This is a genomic window from Streptomyces sp. KM273126, assembly GCF_004337435.2.
Lineage (GTDB): Bacteria > Actinomycetota > Actinomycetes > Streptomycetales > Streptomycetaceae > Streptomyces > Streptomyces acidicola.
In genome coordinates this window covers 1,063,739-1,088,835 of sequence record NZ_SJXB02000002.1, presented here as the reverse complement: position 1 = coordinate 1,088,835, position 25,097 = coordinate 1,063,739, and the positions used below count along the sequence as shown (strand labels likewise).

19 protein-coding genes are annotated in these 25,097 nt (G+C 70.5%); 8 read left to right on the top strand and 11 right to left on the bottom strand.

Annotated elements, in window-relative coordinates; genetic code table 11:
• Nucleotides 1-303: 303 nt before the first annotated feature.
• Nucleotides 304-1,149, top strand: coding sequence for a siderophore-interacting protein (locus E0500_RS35335; RefSeq protein ID WP_131560844.1), 846 nt, complete (start codon nt 304-306; stop codon nt 1,147-1,149).
• 125 nt (nt 1,150-1,274) lie between these two features.
• Here E0500_RS35335 and E0500_RS35330 read toward each other — a convergent pair whose 3' ends face one another.
• The 3 genes from E0500_RS35330 to E0500_RS35320 all read right to left on the bottom strand — a co-directional run bounded on the left by E0500_RS35330 (nt 1,275) and on the right by E0500_RS35320 (nt 3,979).
• The gene (locus E0500_RS35330) at nt 1,275-2,051 is read right to left on the bottom strand and encodes an ABC transporter permease (RefSeq protein WP_131560842.1); all 777 of its coding nucleotides are present in this window, start codon (nt 2,049-2,051) and stop codon (nt 1,275-1,277) included.
• Nucleotides 2,048-3,076, bottom strand: a complete 1,029-nt coding sequence (locus E0500_RS35325) for an ATP-binding cassette domain-containing protein (RefSeq protein WP_131560841.1) — start codon at nt 3,074-3,076, stop codon at nt 2,048-2,050. The genes E0500_RS35330 and E0500_RS35325 overlap by 4 nt, the downstream gene beginning before the upstream one ends.
• Nucleotides 3,077-3,331: 255 nt before the next feature.
• The gene (locus E0500_RS35320; protein WP_131560861.1) at nt 3,332-3,979 is read right to left on the bottom strand and encodes a PadR family transcriptional regulator; all 648 of its coding nucleotides are present in this window, start codon (nt 3,977-3,979) and stop codon (nt 3,332-3,334) included.
• Between the two features lie 259 nt (nt 3,980-4,238).
• Here E0500_RS35320 and E0500_RS35315 point away from each other — a divergent pair, with 259 nt between their 5' ends.
• Together E0500_RS35315 and E0500_RS35310 are read left to right on the top strand one after the other, a co-directional pair.
• A complete protein-coding gene (locus tag E0500_RS35315; RefSeq protein ID WP_131560839.1) occupies nt 4,239-5,795 on the top strand; it encodes an amino acid permease in 1,557 nt (518 codons plus the stop codon).
• A 492-nt stretch (nt 5,796-6,287) separates the two neighbouring features.
• The gene (locus tag E0500_RS35310; protein WP_131560837.1) at nt 6,288-7,298 is read left to right on the top strand and encodes a terpene synthase family protein; all 1,011 of its coding nucleotides are present in this window, start codon (nt 6,288-6,290) and stop codon (nt 7,296-7,298) included.
• Between the two features lie 80 nt (nt 7,299-7,378).
• Here E0500_RS35310 and E0500_RS35305 read toward each other — a convergent pair whose 3' ends face one another.
• The gene (locus E0500_RS35305; protein ID WP_131560835.1) at nt 7,379-7,960 is read right to left on the bottom strand and encodes a GNAT family N-acetyltransferase; all 582 of its coding nucleotides are present in this window, start codon (nt 7,958-7,960) and stop codon (nt 7,379-7,381) included.
• A 111-nt stretch (nt 7,961-8,071) separates the two neighbouring features.
• On the opposite strand from E0500_RS35305, the gene E0500_RS35300 reads away from it, so the two are divergent.
• Nucleotides 8,072-9,013, top strand: a complete 942-nt coding sequence (locus tag E0500_RS35300; protein ID WP_131560834.1) for an RluA family pseudouridine synthase — start codon at nt 8,072-8,074, stop codon at nt 9,011-9,013.
• A gap of 18 nt (nt 9,014-9,031) precedes the next feature.
• Here the strand turns inward: E0500_RS35300 and E0500_RS35295 are convergent, their stop codons facing one another.
• The 6 genes from E0500_RS35295 to E0500_RS35270 all read right to left on the bottom strand — a co-directional run bounded on the left by E0500_RS35295 (nt 9,032) and on the right by E0500_RS35270 (nt 14,738).
• Entirely contained in the window at nt 9,032-10,498 is a 1,467-nt protein-coding gene (locus tag E0500_RS35295; protein ID WP_131560832.1) for a cytochrome P450, read from the bottom strand.
• Between the two features lie 211 nt (nt 10,499-10,709).
• On the bottom strand, nt 10,710-11,330 hold the full coding sequence (locus tag E0500_RS35290; protein WP_131560830.1) for an ATP/GTP-binding protein: 621 nt from the start codon (nt 11,328-11,330) through the stop codon (nt 10,710-10,712).
• Nucleotides 11,311-11,742, bottom strand: a complete 432-nt coding sequence (locus E0500_RS35285; protein ID WP_131560828.1) for a DUF742 domain-containing protein — start codon at nt 11,740-11,742, stop codon at nt 11,311-11,313. Before E0500_RS35285 ends, E0500_RS35290 begins: the two co-directional genes overlap by 20 nt.
• On the bottom strand, nt 11,739-12,143 hold the full coding sequence (locus tag E0500_RS35280; RefSeq protein WP_131560826.1) for a roadblock/LC7 domain-containing protein: 405 nt from the start codon (nt 12,141-12,143) through the stop codon (nt 11,739-11,741). Before E0500_RS35280 ends, E0500_RS35285 begins: the two co-directional genes overlap by 4 nt.
• Nucleotides 12,140-13,756, bottom strand: a complete 1,617-nt coding sequence (locus E0500_RS35275) for a sensor histidine kinase KdpD (protein ID WP_131560825.1) — start codon at nt 13,754-13,756, stop codon at nt 12,140-12,142. The genes E0500_RS35280 and E0500_RS35275 overlap by 4 nt, the downstream gene beginning before the upstream one ends.
• A 355-nt stretch (nt 13,757-14,111) precedes the next feature.
• Nucleotides 14,112-14,738 (bottom strand): TetR/AcrR family transcriptional regulator, encoded by a 627-nt coding sequence (locus E0500_RS35270; protein ID WP_152863526.1) that lies wholly within the window; start codon nt 14,736-14,738, stop codon nt 14,112-14,114.
• Nucleotides 14,739-15,098: 360 nt separating this feature from the next.
• Between E0500_RS35270 and E0500_RS35265 the strand changes: the two genes are divergently transcribed.
• The 4 genes from E0500_RS35265 to atzF all read left to right on the top strand — a co-directional run bounded on the left by E0500_RS35265 (nt 15,099) and on the right by atzF (nt 21,832).
• Nucleotides 15,099-15,923, top strand: coding sequence for an urea amidolyase associated protein UAAP1 (locus tag E0500_RS35265; protein WP_131560820.1), 825 nt, complete (start codon nt 15,099-15,101; stop codon nt 15,921-15,923).
• Entirely contained in the window at nt 15,920-16,525 is a 606-nt protein-coding gene (locus tag E0500_RS35260) for an urea amidolyase associated protein UAAP2 (RefSeq protein WP_131560818.1), read from the top strand. The genes E0500_RS35265 and E0500_RS35260 overlap by 4 nt, the downstream gene beginning before the upstream one ends.
• Nucleotides 16,522-20,064, top strand: a complete 3,543-nt coding sequence (locus E0500_RS35255) for a 5-oxoprolinase/urea amidolyase family protein (protein WP_131560816.1) — start codon at nt 16,522-16,524, stop codon at nt 20,062-20,064. Before E0500_RS35260 ends, E0500_RS35255 begins: the two co-directional genes overlap by 4 nt.
• A gap of 106 nt (nt 20,065-20,170) precedes the next feature.
• On the top strand, nt 20,171-21,832 hold the full coding sequence (gene atzF / locus E0500_RS35250; RefSeq protein WP_131560814.1) for an allophanate hydrolase: 1,662 nt from the start codon (nt 20,171-20,173) through the stop codon (nt 21,830-21,832).
• A gap of 304 nt (nt 21,833-22,136) precedes the next feature.
• Here the strand turns inward: atzF and E0500_RS35245 are convergent, their stop codons facing one another.
• Nucleotides 22,137-24,989 (bottom strand): RNA helicase, encoded by a 2,853-nt coding sequence (locus tag E0500_RS35245; protein ID WP_131560812.1) that lies wholly within the window; start codon nt 24,987-24,989, stop codon nt 22,137-22,139.
• Between the last annotated feature and the right edge of the window lie 108 nt (nt 24,990-25,097).

The following is a 25,097-nucleotide window of genomic DNA, read 5'->3' as shown; positions in this document are numbered from 1 at the left end:
GCGCACGCCGCGAGGGTGGGCGGCACTCCTCATGTGGCCCTCACACCGTGCCGGGGATAGTCGTGTGGGCGATACTCGTATGTCTGGTTGTCTGTTGGGCTGCCTGTTCAGGCTTCACCCGGCCTCACCCGGCTTCACCCGCACGAATACGTGCCGTGGCCGCGAGGTACTCGGGGCGTGCGGGAGCTCCTCGGGGGCGGGCGGATCAAACCCCTCGTTGGCAAAGACACTTCAAGCGTGGGGTGTCTCCAGAGGGAAGATGTTAACTTAGGCAAGCCTAAGCTACACATTTGGGAGGCTGCCATGGCAGAGCGTCCGGTACGCAGGACCCCGAAGCCCCACTCCGCGCGAGTCGTCCGCACCGAGCGGCTGACCCCGCACATGCAGCGCGTCGTCCTCGGCGGCGAGGGTCTCGCCGAGTTCGCCACCAGGGGCAGCACCGACCACTATGTGAAGCTGCTCTTCGGCCCGGACGGAGTGACCTACCCGGAGCCCTTCGACATGGAGCGGGTCCGTGCGGAGTTCCCGCGCGAGCAGTGGCCCGTGACCCGGACGTACACCGTGCGTGCCTGGGACCCCCAACTGCACGAGATCACCCTGGACTTCGTGGTGCACGGCGACGCGGGCCTCGCGGGCCCCTGGGCCGCGCGGGTCCAGCCGTGCGAGCTCGTCCGGCTGCTGGGCCCCGGCGGTGCCTACGCACCGAACCCGGACGCCGACTGGCATCTGCTCGCCGGGGACGAGAGCGCGTTGCCCGCGATCGCCGCCTCGCTGGAGGCGATGCCCGACGGGGCCAGGGTTCACGCCTTCGTCGAGGTCTCCGACGCCGACGAGGAGCAGAAGATCGCTTCCGACGTGGAGGTCGTCTGGCTGCACCGCGGGGACCGCCCCGTCGGTGAGGCGCTCGTCGAGGCCGTCCGCGCGCTGGAGTTCCCCGAGGGCCGCCTGCACGCCTTCGTCCACGGCGAGGCGGGGTTCGTGAAGGAACTGCGCCGGTTGCTGCGCGTCGAGCGCCAGGTCCCGCGCGAGGACCTGTCGCTCTCCGGCTACTGGCGGCTCGGGCACAACGAGGACAACTGGCAGGCGACCAAGCGGGAGTGGAACGCAAAGGTGGAGGAGGAGCAGGAGGGCGCCTCCGCGACCGCCTGATCCCGCTCGGGGAGGCGGCCGCGGGTCGGCAGCCGCCTCCTGAACGGCGGTTCGCCCCCAGCGACGGCAGCAACGGCAGCAACGGCACCGACCGCAGCAACCGCAGCAACCGCAGCAACCGGGCGTTACACCGACCGCTGGTACGACCGGAACGTCCGTATGGACAACCACACCGCCGCCACGGCGAGCGCGAGCAGTGCTCCGCCGCGGACGGCCACCTCACTCCAGTCGGGCTGCTCGGACAGTGCCGAACGGCCCGCCACCATCGCCCAGTTGAGCGGGTTGAAGTCGGCGATGTGACGCATCCACGAGGGCATCCTGTCCTCGGCCATGAAGGCCGTGGACAGGAATGTCAGCGGCAGCAGCAGGAACGTGTTGATGCCGACGATGGACTCCCGCTCCTGGACGAGCATGCCCAGTGCGTTGGACAGCGCCGCGAAGACCGTGCCCAGCAGCACGGAAGCGACGACCAGCACCAGGACACCGCCGGGCCCGCCCGGGTAGTCGGCACCGCCCAGCAGCCCGAGCAGCACGATGACGAGCGACTGGAGCGCGGTGACCAGCCCGTTGCTCACGACGTTGCCGTTCATCAGCGCGGCCCGGCTGACCGGGGTGGTCAGGAAGCGGTTGAGCGTCCCTCGCTGGATCTCGTCCAGTGTGGTCATGCCTGCCCACATGTTGGAGCTGAGCGCGCTCATCACCACGACGCCCGGGACGAGGTAGTCCAGGTACGAGGTGGTGCCGAAGCCGCCGAGCTCGACGACCTCCTTGAAGAGGCTGCCGAACAGGAACAGCCACACCACCGGCTGGATCAGCGTGATCAGCAGATACGCGGGCTGACGCAGGAACACCGTGAGCTGACGCTCGGTCATGTACCAGGTCTGGGTGACGGCGGTGCTCATCGCGCACCTCCCGCCCCGGCCAGGACCCGCTCCCCGGCGCCTTCGGCCTCGGCCTCTGCGTAACGGCGGCCCGCGTAGCGCAGGTACACGTCGTCGAGCGAGGGCCGGGCGACCGTCGCCGCGGCCACGGCTACCCCCACCCGCTCCAACTCCCCGAGCAGGATGGGCATCGCGGCCGCCCCGTCGTCGGCACGGACGCTGATCCCGCGGGAGCGCACGGTGCCGAAGAGCACCTCGTGCACGCCCGGGAGTCCGGCCAGGGCGCCCCGGAGCAGCGTACGGCCGGCTTCGCCGATCGGATCGCGGAGTTCCATGTGGACGGCGTCGCCGCGGAGTTCACCCTTCAGCTCGTCAGGAGTGCCCTCGACCACGACCCGGCCGCGGTCGACGATGGCGATGCGCTCGGCGAGGCGGTCGGCCTCCTCCAGGTAGTGCGTGGTGAGCAGGATGGTGAGGCCCTCGTCGCCCGCGAGGCGGGCGATCTCGTCCCACATCGCCGTGCGGGCCTCGGGGTCGAGCCCGGTGGTGGGCTCGTCGAGGAACAGCACCTGGGGGCGGTGGACCAGTCCGAGCGCCACGTCGAGGCGGCGCCGCATACCGCCCGAGTACGTCTTGACGGGGCGCCGCGCGGAGTCGGTGAGCGTGAAGCGCGCCAGCAATTCATCGACACGGCAGTTCAGCTCGGCGCCCTTCAATCCGTAGATCCTGCCCTGGAGTCGGAGGTTCTCCCGGCCCGTGGCCACCGGGTCGGCGCCCGAGCTCTGTGCGACGACACCGATCGCGCGGCGCGCCCGGTCCGGGTGGCGCAGCACGTCATGGCCCGCGACCGCGGCGGTGCCCGAGTCGGGGCGGGCCAGGGTGGTGAGGATCTTGACGGTGGTGGACTTCCCGGCGCCGTTCGGCCCGAGGAGCCCGAAGACGGTGCCCGGTTCGACGGTGACGTCCATGCCGCACAGGGCGGTGACATCGCCTGGATAGGTCTTGGTCAGCTGACGCGCCACGACTGCGGGCGCACGGGTACTCATGACGACTGCTCTCCTGTGACAACGCAGGACGCGGATGACGACGCGTCCCTGCTGGACGATGGATCGTCGAACTGATCCACGTGAGGAGAGCCGGGTATTCTGGGTGTGCCGCACCTCGATCGCCCGGCCCGCCGCACGGCGGAGTCAGCTCGGGGTTCGAGACCCTGGCGGGGCTGCTGCAACAGCCCTGCCGGGGTCCGCTTCTACTCCCGCCAGTGCTCGACTTCTGCCGCTACTGCTCGGCTTCTTCTGTCGCTACTGCTCGACGTGACGGTCCTCCAAGTCCTGGAACTCCGGAGGTGCCTCCCCGGTCTCGTGGAACGTCCGCCACGCCTCGACGCCGGGCAGTGAGCCGTCGTTGAGCTCCCGCAGGAGCCCGCGGACCCACTCCGCCTGCGCCTCGACCATGTGCGCCTGGTACTCGGTCTCGACGAGGAAGAGGCGCGGCAGCGTCTCGTACAGCTTCTCCAGCGCACCGCGTGCGCTCGCCACCTGCACCTCCAGGCGCGAGAGCCGCTCTTCGAGCAGCCGCGCCACGTCGTCGGGGTGGAGGACACCCACGAGCGAGAGCGCGGTCTCGAAGATCGGGTACTCACGGGCGGGGACCGCCAGCAGGTCGGACAGCCACTCGGTGGCCTCCTCCCGGCCTGCCTCCGTTATCCCGTAGAGGGTGCGCTCAGGGCGGTTGCCCTGCCGCTGGACCTCGGCGACCTCCACGAGGCCGTGTTTTTCGAGGTTCTGGACCACGGTGTACAAGGAGCCGTAGTTGATCTTCGTGCTGCTGTCCTTGCCGCGACGACGGAGAGTCTGTGCGATCTCGTACGGATGCATCGACTTCTCCATGAGCAGCACCAGCACCGCCAGGGCCAGCGGATTACTCAGCCTGCGACGCCTGCCCGCCATCGGACACACCCCCTCTCCCATCACCTCGGCCATCTCGACCGTCTCGATCACCTCGTGACCGAATATCCGTGCACGAACATATCGCGTCCCGCAGGAGCCGGTCAATAGACACGATGTATCGCGTATGGCTTGGCCCGCACGGGCGTGAGGAATTGGGCCCGGCCCGGACATCACCGCGTGACACCGCCGAAACGGCCCCTCCCTAATTTCTGTCACCCGACAGGAACTCTCGCGCGCTGTGCGAAAGCAGGTTGCCGCCATGACAAGCACCGCCCCGGCCAATGTCCGCCCCGATCCACCGGAGTCACCCGGCGACCGCTCCCTGCGGGAGTTCGGCTACCGCCAGGAGCTGCACCGCAGCCTGGGCAGGTACGCCTCGTTCGCCGCCGGGTTCTCCTTCATCTCGGTCCTGACGACCGTCTTCCAGTTCTTCGCCTTCGGGTACGCGTTCGGCGGTCCCGTCTTCTTCTGGACCTGGCCCGTGGTGCTGATCGACCAGTTGCTGGTGGCCGCGTGCTTCGCGGAGCTGGCCGCCCGCTATCCGATCTCGGGCGCGATCTACCAGTGGTCGTCACGCCTGTCGAACCTCACCTTCGGCTGGTTCGCCGGCTGGATCATGGTGATCGGGCAGATCGTGGTGGTCGCGGCGGCGGCACTCGCCCTGCAGATGGTGATGCCTCCGATCTGGTCGGGCTTCCAGATCGTCGGGGGCGACCCGGCCCCCACGTCCGCCACCGGAGCGGCCAACGCGGCCGTCCTGGGCGTGATCCTTCTGGCGCTCACCACACTCGTGAACGTCGTCGACAACCGTGTGATGTCGGTGATCAACCGCGTCGGCGTGACCGCCGAGATCATCGGCGCCGTCCTGATCATCGTCCTCCTGCTGACCCACTCCGAGCGCTCCCCCGGCATCACGTTCCACACCGCGGGGGGCGACACCGGACTCTTCGGCGCCCTGCTGGTGGGCTCGTTCACGGCGGCGTACGTGATGATCGGCTTCGACAGCGCGGGCGAGATGAGCGAGGAGACCCGCAACCCACGCCGCACCGCGCCTCGTACGATCCTCACCGCACTCGGCGCGGCCGGACTGCTGGGTGGCCTGATCGTGCTCGGCGGGCTGCTCGCCGCGCCCAGTCTCACGGACGGGAAGCTGGGCGTGGACGGCCTCAGTTACGTCCTGACCAGCAGCCTCGGCGACGGTGTGGGCCGGTTCCTGCTCGCGGACGTCGTGGTCGCGATCGCGGTGGCCACCCTCGCGATCCAGACGGCGGCCTGCCGCATGCTCTTCTCCATGGCCCGCGACGGCCAGCTTCCCTTCGCCGGGCGACTCGCCAAGGTGAACCCGCGCACCGGCATGCCCAGTGCCCCCGCCGTGGTCGTCGGCGTCCTCGCGGCGGCCCTCCTGCTTCTCAACTTCGCCTCGCCGGAGGCCTTCCTCGCCATCGGCACCACCTGCATCGTGATGCTCTACCTGGCGTACGCGATGGTGACCGGACCGCTGCTGGTCCGCCGCCTGCGGGGCACCTTCGCCGTCGAGGGCGCGGACGAGACGGGCAGGCCCCTCTTCTCCCTCGGCCGCTGGGGCGTCCCGGTCAACGCCCTGGCCCTCGTCTACGGCCTCTTCATGACCGTCAACCTGGCCTGGCCGCGCGCGGAGGTGTACGACCCGGCGGGCGGACACTGGTACTTCCAGTGGTTCACGGTGTTGTTCTTGCTGGTCACGGTAGGGGGCGGAGCCCTGTACCGACTGACGCGCGCACAAGGCCTGCGCCCCGCCGCGGAAACTGCCCTGCCTCTCCCGGAAACTACTCACTAGCAGGCTTTTCCGAGCCGGCTGCCGAAGACGCGCCCGGCACAGGTGGCGCACTGGGCAGCCGCATGCCCGCGACGGGCGGCAGCGTGACCCGGGACCTCCACGACGGCTCCCCAAGCCGCCGGGCCGGACTGGCTGGCCGGACTGGCTGGCTGGCTGGCTGGCTGGCTGGCTGGCTGGCGATGCGCAACGCCCTGGGGCCCGGGAACACAGCTCTGGAGCCAGACCCCATCCGGTCGTAGTATCGGCCCGATGCGGTCGCATGGGGGCACAAATTCGGCCGGAAAGGACCGTCTGTTTACCGTCAACGAGGTCATCGGGATGCTCACCGAGGATTCTCGACCTGACCGCCCAGTTCGTGCACGATTCGGCGGCGGGGCAGTCGCAGCGCAGGGGGCACAGTGCACAGTCCGTGGACCTGGGCGCGGCCTGGACGCCGTCGATACAGGACGGACGGCAGCGCCGAAGCACGCCGCTACCACACAGGAGGCAGCCGTGACGGACATCTTCCAGTTACCTTCGTTCTACATGCCGTTCCGGGCAAGGGTGAACCCGCACCTGGAGGACGTCCGTCCGCGCGTTCGCACCTGGGCCCGCTCACTGGGTCTGCTGAAGCCTCAGCACAGCGACTCGCCCCACGGCGGGTGGAGTGCCGAGATCTTCGACCGGGCTGACTTCACTCACTTCACCGCCCTGACCTATCCCCACGCCTCCGCCGAGGAACTGGAGTTGCTGTCGGGCTGGCACAGCGTCATCTGGTGCCTTGACGACGTCTTCCTCCCCTGGTGTGAAGCTCTCGACGACCGGGAGCAGATCCTGCGGCGCATCGAGCGGCTGATGGCCTTCCTGCCAGTGGCGGCACACGGCTCGGGCCCGGCCCCGGAGCAGCCGCTGGAACGCGCTCTGGCAGACCTGTGGCACCGCACAGCACCCTCGGCCTCAACCTCGTGGCAGGTCCTGTACACCAGGTCCGTACGACAGTTCCTGGAAGCATCGCTGTGGGAGACGGACAACCTCACGCGCCATCGGTTCCCCGACCTCATAGAGCAGACGGAGATGCGCCGCGACTACGGGGCGGCCGGGTGCAGCGCACTGCTGATGGAGCACTCACTCGGCTGGGAGATCACCGAGGACATACGGGAAACCCGCCCGTTCACGGTACTGACCAACGCGTTCCGGGACACCGTCGATCTGCACAACGACATCGTGTCCTACCCCAAGGAAGTCCGCGAGGGCGTCGCCAGGAACAACATCGTGCAGGTGGCGTGCGAACTGCACGACATACCCCTGCACGAGGGGGTATCCCTTGTCGACCGCATCCTGACAGGCCGTGTCAGGACACTGGACGAAACCGTCAGGACCGATCTCCCGCAGACGCTGCACGATCTGCACACGGATCAGCACACCCGGCGTGCCGTGCTGCGGCACGCCCGGGCCATACAGGGCTGGGCAGCAGGCTCCTACCACTGGCACAAGGCCACCGACCGCTACCGGTCGGCCGCCTGACCCCGACCGTCGTCGGACTGCTTCAGCTCCGTCGCACCGAGCACGGGACCGATCCGCCGTGCACGCACACGCGTGGAGGGTCAGTCGCCCCGCACGCGCGCGTGCAGGTGCATGTCGTGCCAGCCGTCCTGGTGGAGGAGGGCGCTGCGTTTGGTGCCCTCCAGGGCGAACCCGGTCTTGGCGGCGACACGGCAGGACGGCACGTTACGGACGGCGTGCATGAGTTCGAGGCGGTGGAAGCCGATCTCGTCCAGGGCCCAGCGGCTGAGGGCCGTCGTCGCGCGTGCTGCGACGCCCTGCCCTCGGGCCGCCGCGACGGTCCAGTACGCGACCTCGGCCGAGCCGTCCTCCAGCAGGATGCTCCGCAGGGCCACGCGACCCAGCAGCCGGTCGGTGTCCGCGTCGGCGACGGCCCACTGCGCCTTCTCCTCCTTCTCCCACTCCTGCCGCCACTCGTCGATCCACCCGCGGACCTCGTCCAGTGAGCCGGCCGCGCGGACGTGCCACTGATGTATGACCGGATCCTGGAATGCCTCGTAGACGGCCGGGGCGTCCTTGGCCGTCCAGGGGCGCAGGAGCAGGCCGTCGGCGGTGGGGATCGTCGGCTGTGAGTGCCGGGCGAGGGCGCCGGCGGAGAGGACCGCGCTGTTGAGGTAGGGCATGCCCAGCATCCTGCCAACGGGCCCCGGGCAGGGCACAACGCTTTTCGGCATCGCCTCGACCGGCTGATCACCTGGCCCGGCTGTCGGTGCCCCCTCGTACGCTTGATCGTGATGAGACGCCGTACTCCGCCCCCGCCCTCTCCCCTGCCGCAGCGCGACGGGGTGGATCCGGTGCGCGTGCGGCTGCCGGCCGGGGAGCAGTGGGCGACGGTGCGGGACCATCTCGTGGCGCGGCTCGCGGCCGGGGCCGGGGTGATCGACACAATGCTCGACGCGGGGCTGATCGTGGACGTCACCGGACGTCCGGTGTCGCGGGACATGGCGTACGTGCCGGGAATGTTCGTGTGGTTCCACCGGGAGCTGCCCGAGGAGGAGCGGGTGCCGTTCGCGGTCGACGTCATGTACCGGGACGAGCACATCGTGGTGGCCGACAAACCGCACTTCCTGGCCACCACCCCGCGTGGCAGCCATGTCGCCGAAACGGCCCTGGCGCGGCTGCGGCGGCAGTTGGGCGTCCCCACGCTGGGCGCGGCGCACCGGCTGGACCGGCTCACGGCCGGGGTGGTGCTGTTCACCGTGCGGCCCGAGGAGCGCGGTGCGTACCAGTCGCTGTTCCGGGACAAGCGGGTGGCGAAGGAGTACGAGGCGGTGGCGCCGTACGACCCCGTGCTGGTGCTGCCGCGCACCGTGCGCAGCCGGATCGTGAAGGAGCGCGGGGTCGTCGCGGCCCGCGAGGTCGAGGGCGAGCCCAACGCCGTCAGCCGGATCGAGTTGCTGGAGCACAAGTACGGGCGTGCCCGGTACCGGCTGATACCGAGTACCGGGCAGACGCACCAGCTGAGGGTGCACATGAGCGCGTTGGGGGTGCCGATCCTCGGCGATCCCCTCTATCCGGTGGTCACCGGCCCCGTGGCGGCCGGTGACTTCCGGCGTCCGCTCCAACTGCTGGCGCGGGTCCTGGAGTTCACCGATCCGGTCACGGGGCGCGAGCACCGGTTTGTGAGCCCGGGGGTGCTGCGGGCCTTCTCGTCGTACGAGGAGTGGGCGGGGTAGCCCCGGTGCCCGGTCAGCTCAGTTGCCGCGCCACCAGCGCAGGACGCGCCGGAACACGCCCGGTCGGCGGGCCGGTTCGGCCACCGCCACCGGCGTCGGAGCGGCGGGCTCCGAAGCTGGGGGCTGTGACTGTGGTGTGCTGACCTGCCAGTTGTTCGAGCGCTGCGGCGGCATCGGGTTGATGGAGGGCCGCTGCATGACATCCTGCTGGGGCTTCGGAGCGAACTTCACCGGCAGTTCCACCAGGTGGCGGTTCGAGATGGACGCCTGCCAGCGCAGCTCGTGCTCCTCGCAGGCGAGTTGGACGTCCGGGAGGCGGATCAGCAGCGCGTCGACGCCGACGTCGGCGATGGCACGGCCGATGTCCTGGCCCGGACACTCGTGCGGGCCGCCGCTGAAGGCGAGGTGGGAGCGGTTGCCCTGCATGTTGGCCTTGAGGTCGGGGCGGACGCGCGGGTCGACGTTGCCCGGGGCGATGCCGAGGAGGAGACCGTCGCCCTTGCGGATGCGCTGGCCCCCCAGCTCGGTGTCCTGCTTGGCGAAGTAGCCCAGGATGGTACTGAACGGCGGCTCGTCCCACAGGGACTGCTCGACCGCCTGGGGCACCGTCATCTGGCCGCCGTTGAGCTGGGCGCGGAACCGCGGGTCGGTGAGCACCACCCGCAGTACGTTGGCGAGGAGGTTGACCGTGGCCTCGTACGCGGCGATCAGCACGACGCGCAGGTGCTGGCTGATCTCCTCGTCGTTGAGCCCTGCCGGGTGGTTGAGGAGGTGGCTGGTGAAGTCGTCCTTGGGTTCGGCCCGGCGGCGGGCGGCGAGCCGCGTCAGGGCGTCCATGAGGTACGCGTTGCTGGCGATGGCGGTCTCGGTGCCCTTGAGCAGGTCGCGGGCGGCCTGCACGATCCGGTCGTTGTACTCCTCGGGCATGCCGAGGATCTCGCACATCACCGCCATCGGCAGGTGTTCGGCGAACTGACCGACCAGGTCGGCCCTGCCCTCCTCGCAGAACCTGTTGACGAGGTGCTGGGTCGCGCGGTTGATGTGCCGGCGGACGCCCCGGTGGTCGATGGTCGACATGGCGCCGGTCACCGCACCGCGCAGCCGCAGGTGCTCGTCGCCCTCGGCGTGGCAGCAGATGGGCTGCCACGCGATGTGTGGCATGAGCGGGTGGTCGGGCTTGACCGTGCCGTCCTGCAGGGGGGTCCACAACCGGGTGTCGCGGGAGTACTGCGAGGGGGTGCGCAGCATGTGCATGTTCTCGCTGTGGCCGAGCACCACCCAGATCGGCACGTCCTCGTGAAGCAGCGCGGGAGCCACGGCGCCGTGCTCGGCGCGGAGCTTCTCGTACACGGCTCCCAGGTCCTCCGCATCGGGGCCGTACAGCCGGCGCAGGCCGCCGGGTCCCGCGCCGTGAGCGGGGCAGCCGGGTGGGGGTACGGCCACGGGGTCGTCCGTACCGGTCTGGGAGAGGGGTTCAGGCGTCACGATGATCGCTCCGAAGCTGAAGTGGATCCGGTGTACAGGAGGTGATGGGTCCTCCCCCGGTTCACAGCCGAGAAGGTGGGGGAGGTCGTGCGCGAGACGAGGCGGGCGCCGTCACGGGACGTGTACGTGCGACATCGACGGCGCGCCGGCACGGTCGTACGCGACTCGGGGGACACGTACGGCCGTGCGGCTCAGGCAACACGTATGGGGCTCAAGCGGGGGCCTTGGCCCTCGCCAGGGAGTGCAGGAAGCGCAGCAGCGTCATCAGGACGTCGCGGCTGGAGGCCCGGCGCCGCACGTCGCACTCCACGATGGGGATCTCCCGGGGCAGGTCGAGCGCCGAGCGGAGTTCCTCGACGGGATAGCGGGGCGCGTCCGGGAAGGTGTTGACGGCGACCACGAACGGCACGCCCCGCTCCTCCAGGCGTCCGATGACGTCGAAGCTGACCTCGAGGCGGCGGGTGTCCAGCAGGACGACCGCACCGAGCGCGCCCTCGAACAGGCCGTTCCACAGGAACCAGAAGCGCTCCTGACCCGGGGTGCCGAAGAGGTAGAGCACGAGCTGGTCCGTAATGCTGATGCGGCCGAAGTCCATGGCCACGGTGGTGGCCGTCTTGGAATCGGAGCCGTAGTTGTCGTCGACTCCGATGCCGGCCTGCGTCATGGTCTCCTCGGTCGTCAGCGGCCTGATCTCGCTGACGGAGCCGACCATTGTCGTCTTGCCGACCCCGAAACCGCCCACGATCACGATCTTCACCCCGGCCTCTGCCGTGTGCGGCAGATGGTCCTCGGTGCGAGGACCCGTGACGGGGTCAGAGCTTTTGAAGTCCATGCATCACCGCTTCGAGGAGGGAACGGTCGGCCCGCGCCTGCCGGACGACCGGTGCGCGCGCCTGTACCAGTTCGGCCGCCAGCAGCTCGGTGAGCAGGACGGTCACCACGCTGAACGGCAGGTTGAGGTAGGCCGAGATCTCGGCCACGGACAGGGGTGCCTGGCAGATCCGGAGCAGCGCCGACTGCTCCGGTGTGGCGGAAGGCGGCAGTTCGGCGCTCGCCACGATTAACGTCACGAGGTCGATCGGGGCCCGCTCGCCGTCCTCGACGGCCGCACCCGTGATGATGTACAGCCGCTCGGGGTTCTTCGGCGGCGGGCCGTCCTGGGCTTCGGCATCCTCGCCGGCCGGCTGGGGCGGGGGCGGGGGATTCTCCTTGGGATAGCGCCGCCGGCGCAGTGGAGGCGTCATACGGTCTGCCCGTTCCGCCGGGGCGGACTCGTCAGATGGGAGCCGATACGGGCGACGAGGTCGCGCATACGGTTGCTCATCATGCCGGGCTCCGCGACCGCGTTGGCGAGGACCGCGAGGTAGGCGTTGGGGCCCGCCTCCATCATGTAGAAGTAGCCGCCCTGGATCTCGATGATGACCACGCGCATACGGCTGTCGCCGGTGGCGATCTCGGCGGCTACGGCACCGGCCAGGCTCTGCAGGCCCGCGCATGCCGCGGCGACCCGGTCGGCGGCGTCCGGGTCACCGCCGTACCGGGCGATGCGCAGCCCGTCGGCGGAGAGCACCACGACCTGCTGGACGCCCGGCACTCCGTCGGCGAGGTCCTTGAGCAGCCAGTCGAAGTTGGCTCGCTTGGTCACTTGAGGTCCCTCTCGTCGTCGGCCTCCACGGGGGCCGGCTCGTTGTCAGCGGTGAACGTCGTCGGGTCGTCCGGGTTCCTGGTGAAGGCGTTCGGGTCCGGGTCGCCCTTGAGGCCGGCCCAGAACTCCTCGATCCACGCCCCGGGCGGTTCGATCTTCTCCGGCTCCGGCTCCCACACGGGCGTGGCGGCCCTCGCCTCCTCGGCGGCGGCCTCCGCGGCGGCGGCCTCGGCCATCCGCTGGCTGAGCGGGGTCGTCACCCGGCTGCGGCGCTGCGGCAGGCCGTTGGCAGTCCACTCGGTGACGACGGGGACGTCGTCGTCCATGAGGGACAGTGCCTCTGCCGAGGACGGGACGCGCGGGCCGGTGGTCGGACGGCGCTTCTTCTGCGCGCGGTCGGGGCCCTTGACGCCGTCGTTGTTCAGGGTGGGCAGGGCGGCGGCGCCGATGCCGTGGGCGAAGCTGGTGGCGGGCTCGTCGGTGAGCATGTTGCGTGGTACGACGAGGACGGCACGGACGCCGCCGTACGCGGACTGCCGCAGTGAGACCTGCATGTTGAACATCGTCGAGAGGCGGCCGACGACGGCCAGGCCGAGGCGCGGGGTGTCGCCCAGTTCCTGGAAGTCCGCGCCCTGCTGGGCCTTGATGAGCATGTTCTCGGCCTTGGCGCGGGACTCCTCGCTGAGGCTGACGCCGGCGTCCTCGATCTCGATGGCGATGCCGGTCTGCACCTCGACGGCGGTCACGTGCACCTTGGTCTGGGGCGGTGAGTAGCGGGTGGCGTTGTCGAGGAGTTCGGCCGCGGCGTGGATGAGCGGCTCGACGGAAACGCCGGCGACATTGACCTTGGCGATGGAGTGCAGCTCGATGCGGCGGTACTCCAGAATGCGGGACATGGCGCCGCGCAGCACGCTGTACAGCGGCACGGGCTCGGGCCACTGGCGGCCGGGGCCGCCACCGCCGAGGATGGCGATGGAGTCGGCGAGGCGGCCGATCAGCGAGGTGGCGTGGTCGATACGCAGCAGGTCGTCGAAGACCTCGGGGTTGCGCCCGTGGTCCTCCTCCATCTCGCGGAGTTCGACGTTCTGCTGGTGCACGATCGCCTGAACGCGTCGTGCGATGTTGACGAAGGAGCGCTGCGAGGAGTCGCGCCGGGCGTCCACGCGGTCGATGACGTCGAGGAGCATGCGGATCAGCGAACGCTGCGACTCGGGCAGGTAGCTGTAGACCGGGTTCTCCGCGATGCCCAGACGAACCACCTCGGAGGGGGAGTCACCGCCCTGCAGCCGCTCCAGCATCGCGGGCATGATCTCCCTGCCGAGGCGCAGGTACTCCTGGTCGTGGGATGCCACGCGGTCTTCCAGGTAGGAGGTCCGCTGTGCGAAGTCGGCGCGCAGGGCCAGGAGCTGCCGGCCGCGGCGCACGACCTGGGACGCGACCGCGACGACCAGGACGGTCGTGATGGCTCCGCACACGCCGACGGCGATCCGGGCCGGCCCCGTCACCAGGGCAGCGGCAGTCCCGGTCGCCGCGGCCAACAGTATGGCGGGCGGCAACAGCACGCGTGTGTAGGGAAGTTCACGGCCACTGGGAGGCGATTGGACACTCACCATGGTTGCCCTCTGAGACGAATCGGCTGGGAGTCGGGGGTGTTGCTGTGGTGTGGGGGGAACTCAAACTGGATCTTCGGTATCTTTGGGAACAAGCGCACGATTACACCTCAACTCGGTGCGCCGCGGGCGAGCTTAGTCCGACCGGATCATCGCTGTGTCATATTCAGCAAGCACCTGAAACGGGGACGGATACAGGAGTACGCTCGACCCCATTTATACGCTCAGCCATTAATCGAACACGTCAGGTAATCATGGGTGAGCAGGAGGACTGCAGCGGATCGGCTTGTTGGCAGGGCGACGACAGCGGCGGAGTCCGGACTCCGCACAACGGCCCGGCGCTCGCCGCGCCCCGGCTTCAGACCCCGACGATCCGCAGGGCCGCGTCCGCCGTGGCCTCGGCGAACACCGCGACGCGACGGTCCGGGTCCGAGCGGTGGACGAGGATGACGCCTTCGATCAGCCCGAACACCAGGTCAGCCCGCAGGTCCAGCTCACTCTTGGCGAGCCCTCCACCCGTACGGGTCGCGGCAATCAACTGCCGGTAGGCATCTTTGAGTTCGGCACGCACGGCATGGAAGCCGGCGAAGCGTTCCGCACGCACCTCGGGCAACAGGTAGAGCCCGCCGAGGTTGTGGGGACCGCCGCAGAGGAGCTCCACGTCGGTACGGCACAGCTCCCACAGCCGCTCCTCGGCCGGGGCCGCGTCCCGGGAGAGCAGCTCGCGGGCCAGGGTCAACGAGGGCGTGACCGTGGACTCCAGGAGCTCGGCGAGCAGTTCCTCCTTGCCGGAGACGTAGTGGTACATGGACGCCTGCCGCATGCCGGCCCGCTCGGCGACTGCCCGGGTGGTCGTGGCCGCGTACCCACGCGTCGTGAACAACTCCGCGGCCGCCGCCAGCAGTTCGTCACGCGGCGACATCCCACGATCCGGCCGCTGTTCGGCCCGCGGCCTCCCGACGCGGCGCCCACCACTGCTTCCCATGCGTTCGATCCTCGCACGGTTCCCTCCGGGGGTTCAGGTGGGGCGGTCTCGCCTGCCGGCGTGCTGCCGGTGGTCGACTGCGGGTTTGTTGTGGCGGGTCGCGCCCACGCGGCGGAAGCCGCACGTTCAACACAGCCCCGCGCCCCTGAACAGCACGGGTGCACCCGGCACCATGAAGCTCCGCCTCCACCACGCACCATCCAGCGGCAGCCCCGGCCCCTCCGCAACCCCCTCCCGCGCCCGAAACCGACCGTGAGCTTCAGGTAACCGCGCAGCAACGCCCGGGACACGGCCCCGACCCGACCTGCCCTTAATTTCTGTCGGGCGACAGAAATCACCGGAGCAGCCGGAGGTGGCGCGATGGCGACAGAGACCACGTATGGAGCACGGGCCCATGCCCGGGCGCAGGAGGGCACACGGGCCGAGGCGATGCCCGTCGTGCCGGCGAGCGAATGGCCGGCGCCGCCCTGTGAGGCGGGGCACCTGGTGTGGGCCGAGACCGTGGCGGGCGGCAACTACACGCACAAGGTGCTGGCCCGCGGAACGGAGCTGCGTCTGACCGACCTGCGGGGCGACGCCTGCGCACACCTGCTCCTCTACGCCGCCGACCGCCCCTGGGAGCGGCTGAACGTGGCCGACACCGTCAAGGTGCAGTGGAACGCCTACCTCGGCGAGGGGCGGCTGCTCCTGTCCGACCAGGGGCGCGTCCTCGCCTCCGTGACCGTCGACACCTCCGGACGGCACGACGCGCTGTGCGGCACCTCCACCCTCGTACGGAACACCGAGCGGTACGGGGACGGCACACCGCAGTCCCCCTCCCCCGCCGGTCGCGAGCTGTTCAAGCTGGCCGCCGCCAAGAACGGGCTCGCCCCCCGCGATCTGCCGCCCTCGCTCTCGTTCTTCCAGGGCGTGGAGGTCCGCGACGACGGCACCCTCGACTTCACCGGTTCCGCCGGACCCGGCGCCGGAGTGACGCTGCGCACCGAGCAGGACGTGACCGTCCTGATCGCGAACGTGCCCCACCCCGCCGACCCGCGCCCGGACTACGTGAGCACCCCCCTGGAGGTGCTCGCCTGGCGCTCGGCCCCCACCCGGCCGGGCGACCCACTGTGGGACGCCACCCCCGAGGGCCACCGCGCCTTCCTCAACACCGCCGAATTCCTCACCGCGAGGGGGCTCGCATGAAGACCGTCGTTCCGGCCAGGGCCGCCCGGTCGTCCGTGATCCGCACCGGCGAGACCCTCACCATCACCGACCTGCACGGCAACCAGGCGGTCGACTTCCTCGTGTACGACGCCCACGACACGTCCGTCCGCTACAGCGCCCCCGACACGATCCACGCGCAGGGCACCATCTTCCTGACGACGGGCAGCGTGCTGCTGTCCAACGAGCACACCCCGCTGATGACCGTGGTCGCCGACGACGTCGGCCGGCACGACACGGTCGGCGGCGCCTGCTCCAAGGAGTCGAACACCCTCCGGTACGGCCACCACACCTGGTCCCAGCACGCCTGCGTGGACAACTTCCTCGCGGAGGGCGCCAAGCACGGCCTCGGCAAGCGCGATCTCGTCTCGAACATCAACTGGTACATGAACGTGCCCGTCGAGAAGGACGGCACCCTCGGCATCGTCGACGGCATCTCCGCCCCCGGCCTCGCCCTGACCCTGCGCGCCGAGCGCGACGTGCTCGTCCTGGTCTCCAACTGCCCCCAGATCAACAACCCCTGCAACGGCTTCGACCCGACGGCCGTGGAGATGACCATCACCCGGGCGGACACGGCGTCATGAACTTCGACACACTGCTCATCGCGAACCGGGGCGAGATCGCGGTACGGATCATCCGCACGGCACACGAACTGGGCCTGCGTACGGTCGCCGTGTACTCCGACGCCGACCGCTCCGCGCCCCATGTGCGCCTCGCCGACCAGGCCGTACGGCTCGGCCCCGCGCCGGCGAAGGAGTCGTACCTCGATGTCGACCTCGTCCTGAAGGCCGCCAAGGACACCGGCGCGGGCGCCATCCACCCGGGGTACGGCTTCCTCTCCGAGGACGCTGCCTTCGCGCGGCGCTGCGAGGACGCCGGCATCGTGTTCGTCGGCCCCACTCCGGAGCAACTGGAGCTGTTCGGCGCCAAACACACGGCCCGGGCGGCGGCCGAGGCGGCCGGGGTACCGCTCGCGCCGGGCACGGACCTGCTGGCGGACCTCGACGAGGCCCTGTCCGCGGCCGACCGCATCGGCTACCCGGTGATGCTCAAGGCCACCGGCGGCGGAGGCGGTATCGGTATGTCGGCATGTCGCTCCGCCGACGAACTGACCGAGGCCTGGGAGCGGGTGCGGCGCGTGGCCGCCGCCTCCTTCTCCGCGGCGTCCGCGGCGTCGGCGTCGGGTCTCTTCCTGGAACGCCTCGTCGAACACGCCCGCCATGTGGAAGTGCAGGTCTTCGGTGACGGCGAGGGCCTGGTCGTCACCTTCGGCGACCGTGACTGCTCCCTCCAGCGCCGCAACCAGAAGGTCCTGGAGGAGGCACCGGCCCCCGGCCTCCCGGACCACGTGCGCGAGCACCTCGCGGCCTGCGCCCGCGACCTGTGCGCGAGCGTCGCCTACCGCTCCGCCGGAACCGTGGAGTTCGTGTACGACGCGGCGCGCGAGGAGGCGTACTTCCTGGAGGTCAACACCCGGCTCCAGGTGGAGCACCCGGTCACCGAGGAGATCTACGACGTCGACCTCGTGGCCTGGATGCTGCGCCTCGCGCAGGGCGACCGCGCCGTCGTGCGGGCTCCGGGCGCACCCCGCGGCCACGCCGTCGAGGCCCGCCTGTACGCCGAGGACCCCGCACGCGACCACCGGCCCAGCGCGGGCCTGCTGACCCGCGTCGAGTTCCCGCCGGGCGTACGCGTGGACAACTGGGTGGAGACCGGCACCGAGGTGACGACGTCGTACGACCCGATGCTCGCGAAAGTCGTCGCGCACGGGCACGACCGCGCCCACGCCCTGCGGAGACTGGACGAGGCGCTGGCGCAGACACGCGTCGACGGCATCGAGACGAACCTGGGGCTGGTGCGGGCGGCGCTCGCGGACCCCGCCTTCGCCACCGCCACCCACTCGACGGCGACCCTCTCCTCGGTCACCGATCCGACCCCGCGTATCGAGGTGGTCTCCGGCGGCACGCTGACCACCGTGCAGGACTGGCCCGGCCGCACCGGCCACTGGCAGGTGGGCGTGCCCCCGTGCGGCCCGATGGACGCGCTGTCCTTCCGCCTCGGCAACCGGGCGCTCGGCAACCCCGAGGGCGCACCCGGCCTCGAATGCACCCTGCGGGGACCGTCGTTGAGGTTCACGCACCCCACCACGGTGTGCGTGACGGGAGCGCCCGCGCAGGTGACGGTGAACGGTTCGCCGGTCACCCCATGGGAGCCGGTCACGGTACCCGCCGGCGCCGTACTGGAGGTGGGCGCGCCGACGGAACACGGTCTGCGGACATACGTGCTGTTCGCGGGCGGCGGCCTGGACGTACCGTCGTTCCTCGGCAGCGCGGCCACCTTCACGCTGGGCCGTTTCGGCGGGCACGGCGGGCGGGCGCTGCGCCCGGGGGACGTGCTGCACGGGGGTGCCGTCACCGAAGGCACGCCCGTGCCTCCCGGGGAGCGCCCGGAGCTCGGCTCCTCCTGGCAGCTGGGCGTCCTCGAAGGCCCCCATGCCGCACCGGAGTTCTTCACCGAGGAGGACATCCACGACTTCTACGCGGCCGACTGGAAAGTGCACTTCAACTCGGCGCGCACGGGAGTCCGGCTCGTCGGCCCCAAGCCCCGCTGGGCCCGCACGGACGGCGGCGAGGCCGGCCTGCACCCCTCCAACATCCACGACACGCCCTACTCGGTGGGTGCCGTCGACTACACCGGCGACATGCCGGTGCTGCTGGGACCCGACGGCCCCTCGCTCGGCGGCTTCGTCTGCCCGGCGACGGTGGCGACGACGGAACGCTGGAAGCTGGGCCAGCTCCGGCCGGGCGACACGGTGCGCTTCGTCCCGGTGACCGAGGACGGCTCGCCCCGGCCCCCGATCGTCGACGGCGGCGTACTGGCCCGGGACGGCGACATCACCTACCGCCGCAGTGGCGACGACAACCTGCTCGTCGAGTTCGGGCCGATGCAACTGGACCTGGCGCTGCGGATGCGGGTCCACGCACTGATGGAGGCGGTGGCCGAGGCCGCGCTCGACGGCGTCACGGACCTGACCCCGGGCATCCGCTCACTCCAGATCCAGACGGACCCCTCGGTCCTCCCCCAGTCCGAACTCCTCGCGACAGTACGGGAGATCACCACGGCCCTGCCCCCGGCCGGCGAACTGGTCGTCCCGTCCCGCACGGTGCACCTCCCCCTCTCCTGGGACGACCCGGCCACCCGCGAGGCGATCGCCCGCTACATGGCGGGCGTACGCGACGACGCACCCTGGTGCCCGTGGAACATCGAGTTCATCCGCCGCGTCAACGGCCTGGAGTCGGTGGCGGACGTGTACCGCACGGTCTTCGAGGCGGAGTACCTCGTACTCGGCCTGGGCGACGTCTACCTCGGCGCCCCGGTGGCCACACCCCTCGACCCGCGCCACCGCCTCGTGACGACCAAGTACAACCCGGCACGGACGTGGACCGCCGAGAACTCGGTCGGCATCGGCGGTGCGTATCTGTGCGTCTACGGTATGGAAGGGCCCGGCGGCTACCAGTTCGTCGGCCGTACGACCCAGGTCTGGTCCGGCTGGCAGCAGCGCGGCGCCTTCGAGCCCGGCTCACCGTGGCTGCTCCGCTTCTTCGACCGCATCAAGTGGTATCCGGTCGACGCCGACGAACTCCTCGATCTCCGCGCGGACATCGTCTCGGGTCGCTTCGTGCCCCGTATCGAGCAGGGCACCTTCTCGCTCGCCGAGTACGAGACGTACCTCGCCGAACACGCGGATTCCATCGCCGAGTTCCGCACGCGGCAGGGCGCCGCGTTCGCGGCGGAACGGGACGCATGGGAGGCGGCCGGCGAGTTCGCCCGCGCGGAGGCAGTCGGCACACCTGTGGCTCCCGCGGCCACGGTGACCGTCCCGGAGGGCGGCCACCTGGTGGAGGCCGAGTTCGCCGCGTCCGTCTGGCAGTTGAACGTGCGTAAGGGCGACGCGGTGACCACGGGCCAGCCCCTGCTGGCGCTGGAGGCCATGAAGATGGAGTCCAGGGTGCACTCCCCGGTCGACGGCGTGGTCCACGAGATCCTCACCGGACCGGGCGCCCAGGTGGAGGCGGGCACGGCGCTTGTTGTCCTGGCACCCGCAGGGCCAAAGGTCACCTGACACCGTCGGCTGGTCTGTGGGCAGTCGTTTCGCTGGGGCGGAACGGGTGGGCACGGACCACCCACCGGCCCGCAGCCGACAGAACCACCCCAGCCAAGGAGCACAGATGTCGAACCCGACCCTCACCAGAGTGCGGACGGCCTACGCCCGCAACGAGGAGGCCGACCGCCCCGAGATCTGGATCGACCTGCGTCCCCGGGCAGAGGTGGAAGCCGAAGCCCGGGCGCTCGACGAACGCCTGGCCGCCGGAGAACGCCTCCCCCTCGCGGGACGCCTCTTCGCCGCCAAGGGCAACATCGACGTCCACGGCCTCCCCACAACGGCAGGATGCCCGGCGTACGCGTACTGGCCGGAGGCCGACGCCCCCGTCGTCGCCCGTCTCCGCGCAGCCGGCGCGATCGTCCTGGGCACCACGAACCTGGACCAGTTCGCCACGGGCCTGGTCGGCACCCGCTCCCCCTACGGTGCCGTACGCGGCGCCCACGATCCGGCGAGGATCAGTGGCGGCTCCAGTTCGGGTTCCGCCGTGGCGGTGGCGCTCGGCATCGTCGACTTCGCCCTCGGCACGGACACCGCCGGCTCGGGCCGCGTCCCCGCCGCCTTCAACGGCATCGTCGGCCTGAAACCCACCCGTGGGATCGTCCCCACGACCGGCGTCGTCCCGGCCTGCGCCTCACTCGACTGTGTGACGGTGTTCGCCCGCACCCTCCCGGAGGCCGAGCAGGCTCTCGCCCACATGACGTCGCCGCCCGCCCGCGCACTCCCTTCACTCCCGCAGCGCGCCCCCGGCTCGTGGCGCGTCGCGATCGCGTCAACGTCGCAGCTCGGCGAACTCGACGAGGGCTGGGGAGAGGCGTACGAAGCGGCAGTGGCACAGCTCGTCACGGCCGGCGCCGAGGTCCGCACGATCGACCTGACCCCGTTCACCGAGGCCGCCGCGATGCTGTACCAGGGAGCGTTCGTGGCCGAGCGCTACACGGCGGTGGGGCACTTCATCGACAAGGTGACCGCCGAGGGCGGCGACGGACTCGACCCCACCGTCACCGGCATCATCACCCGCGCCCGTGACATCCCGGCCCACCAGCTCTTCGCCGACCAGGACCGTCTGGCCGCCCTGCGCACCCGTGCCCTGGCCGGACTCGCCGACGCGGACGCCCTGCTGCTGCCCACCGCTCCGGGCCATCCCACCCTCGCCGAGGTCGCCGCCGACCCACTGGGCGCCAACGCCCGCCTGGGCCGCTTCACCAACTCCACGAACCTCTTCGACCAGGCCGCGGTCGCCGTCCCCGCGGGCGAGGTGAACGGGCTTCCCTTCGGCGTGATGCTGATCGGACCCGCGTTCACCGACGAACGCCTGGCCCGGATCGCCACACTGCTCCAGCCGGAGACACGGGTCGCGGTGGTCGGCGCCCACTTGTCCGGCCAGCCCCTCAACCCCCAACTCCTCACCCTGGGCGCCCGCCTCGACCGTACGACCACGACGGCCCCCGTCTACCGCCTGCACGCACTGGCGACCGACCCGCCGAAGCCGGGTCTCGTCCACGTCGGCCAGGGCGGGGGCGCGATCGAGGCCGAGGTGTGGCGCCTGTCGACGGAGGGCCTGGGCCGTCTGCTGACCGCGCTCCCCCGCCCGATGACACTCGGCCGCGTGGAACTGGCCGACGGCACGCACGTACCCGGCTTCCTGTGCGAGCCGGCCGCGCTGGAGGGCGCGGCCGACATCACGGGGTACGGCGGCTGGAGGGCGTACGTGAACGCGACCGGATAGGCGGGGCTGTGACATTGTGCGGCTCCGCCGCGTGGGCGCGACGAGCCACAGCCAACCCGCACCCGGCCGCGGACCCCGGCAAACCCTGCCGGACCTAGGGCGCTTCTGATGGATCTCCGTGGAGGAAGGAGCGGCGTCCGGTGCGTGCGATCGGCGTGCGGTGTGGAGGGTCATGTGGCGGAGCCACCTGGCCCTGCGCGCCGTGCGGCATGGGGGTCCCCCCGCTCGAGCGAAGCCGAGAGTGGGGGAGTGCGTGCTGGGCGTCGCGACGCCGCGGAGATCCATCAGAAGCGCCCTAGGGGCCCTAACCCACGGACGAGTACGCCACAACCCCCCGCAACAGCCCGTCAACCGCCTTACGCGCACTCTTGGCCACCGTGGAGCCCTCCGCAGGAGCCGCCGCCGAGATCTGCCCGAGCACATCGATGACCTGCTTGCACCACCGCACGAAGTCACCGGCCGGCATCTCCACCTCGCGCAGCACCTCGTCCAGCCCCTTGCCGGAGGCCCACATGTACGCGGCCCAGGCGAAGCCGAGGTCCGGCTCGCGCTGGCCGACGCCCTCGGTCTGGGTGATGCGGAACTCCTCCTCCAGCGCGTCGAGGCGCCCCCAGATGCGGACCATCTCGCCGAGCACCGCCTTGGCGTTGCCGGACGGCAGCTTCGGTGCGAGGGCGTCGTCGCCGACCCGGGCCTCGTACACCAGGGCCGAGACGCACGCGGCGAGTTCGGCGGGCCCGAGCCCCTCCCAGACCCCGGCGCGCAGACACTCGCTGGCGAGCAGGTCGAGCTCGCCGTACAGCCGTGCCAGCCGCTTGCCGTGCTCGGTGACCTCGTCGCCGCGCAAATAGTCGAGCTCCGTCAGCAGTGCGACGATCCGGTCGAAGGTCCGCGCGATCGTGTTCGTGCGGCCCTCGATACGGCGCTCCAGCTGGGTCGTGTCGCGCTTGAGACGGTGGTAGCGCTCGGCCCAGCGGGCGTGGTCCTCGCGGTCGTTGCACCCGTGGCAGGGGTGGGCGCGCAGTTCGGCGCGCAGCCGGGCGATCTCACGGTCGTCGGCGGCCGCGGACCGCTTCTTGCGGTTCCGGTCGGGGACGAGGTGCCCGGCCTTGGTGCGCAGCGCGGAGGCCAGGTCCCGGCGCGACTGCGGTGAGCGCGGGTTGAAGGACTTGGGAATCCGCATCCGCTCCAGGGCCTCGACGGGCACCGGGAAGTCCATGGACGCCAGCCGCTTGACCTGCCGCTCGGCGGTGAGGACGAGAGGGCGCGGACCGTCGTGGTACTCGAAACCGCGGTGGCCGTTGGAACGGCCGGCGGGCAGGCCGGGGTCCAGCACCAGCGCGAGGCCCGCGAACTTGCCGGTGGGGACGTGGATGACGTCGCCCGGCTTCAGCTTCTCCAGCGCCACGGCCGCCTCGGCGCGCCGCTGTGCCGCGCCCTGCTTGGCCAGCTCGGTCTCACGGTCCTTGAGGTCGCGGCGCAGCCGCCCGTACTCCTCGAAGTCGCCGAGGTGGCAGGTCATGGAGGCCTTGTAGCCCTCCAGGCCCTCCTCGTTGCGCTGCACCTGGCGGGAGATCCCGACGACCGATCTGTCGGCCTGGAACTGGGCGAAGGACGTCTCCAGCAGCTCCCGGGAGCGGTGCCGGCCGAACTGCTCGACCAGGTTCACCGCCATGTTGTACGACGGCTTGAAGCTGGACCGCAGCGGGTACGTGCGCGTGCCGGCGAGCCCGGCCAGGTGATCGGGGTTCATGCCGCGCTGCCAGACCACGACCGCGTGGCCCTCGACGTCGATGCCACGGCGGCCGGCGCGCCCCGTCAGCTGGGTGTACTCGCCGGGTGTGATGTCGGCGTGCTGCTCGCCGTTCCACTTGACGAGCTTCTCCAACACCACCGAGCGCGCGGGCATGTTGATGCCGAGGGCGAGGGTCTCGGTCGCGAACACGGCCTTGACCAGGCCGCGCACGAAGAGCTCCTCGACGACCTCCTTGAACGTCGGCAGCATGCCCGCGTGGTGGGCCGCGATACCGCGCTCCAGCCCCTCCAGCCACTCGTAGTAGCCGAGGACGTGGAGGTCCTCGGCGGGGATCGTCGCCGTGCGCTCCTCGACGAGGGCGCGCACCTTCAGGCGTGCCTCGTCGTCGTTCAGCCTCAGACCCGCGTGCAGGCACTGCTGGACGGCGGCCTCGCAGGCCGCGCGGCTGAAGATGAACGTGATGGCGGGCAACAGGCCCTCGGAGTCCAGCCGTTCGATGACCTCCGGCCGGCTCGGGATCCACACCCGCGACCGCTGTCTGCGCTCGCGCTCACGGTCGGCCTCGCGCATCGCCCGGCCGCGCCTGCGGTCCTGGTACGAGGGCCGGCTGGCCTCCATGCGTGCCATGCGCGTGAGATCGGGGTTGACCGCCTTCTTGCTGCCCTCGCCCTCCTCGAAGAGGTCGTACATACGGCGCCCGGCCAGTACGTGCTGGAACAGCGGCACGGGCCGGTGCTCGGCGACGATCACCTCGGTGTCGCCGCGCACGGTGTCCAGCCAGTCACCGAACTCCTCCGCGTTCGACACGGTCGCCGACAGTGACACCAGCGTCACGGATTCGGGGAGGTGGATGATCACTTCCTCCCAGACGGCGCCGCGGAAGCGGTCGGAGAGGTAGTGCACCTCGTCCATGACCACGTAGCCGAGGCCGAGGAGGGTCTGTGAGCCCGCGTACAGCATGTTCCGCAACACCTCGGTGGTCATGACGACCACCGGCGCATCGGAGTTGATGCTGTTGTCGCCGGTGAGCAGGCCGACCTTCGCCGTGCCGTAGCGGCGGCACAGGTCGGCGTACTTCTGGTTCGACAACGCCTTGATGGGCGTCGTGTAGAAGCACTTCTTGCCCTGGCTCAGAGCGAGGTGGACGGCGAACTCGCCGACGATCGTCTTGCCGGAGCCGGTGGGGGCGGCCACCAGCACGCCCTTTCCGGCTTCGAGTGCCTGGCAGGCCTCGATCTGGAAGGGGTCGAGACCGAAGTCGTACATCTCGCGGAAGGAGGCGAGCGCGGTGGCCTGCTCGACAGCGCGCCTACGGGCTGCCGCATACCGCTCGGCCGGTGAGAGGTCCTCTGTCATCGTGCTTTCGAGACTACCGGCCCCCACTGACAACAGGACGATCATTATCCGGATCGGCCATTCGTGGACACGGAATCCCCGCAGCTCAGGGACCCACGGCCGGCCCGGCACCCCGTATACGGTCCAACGCGGAAGCGGCCGGCGACGCCGTGC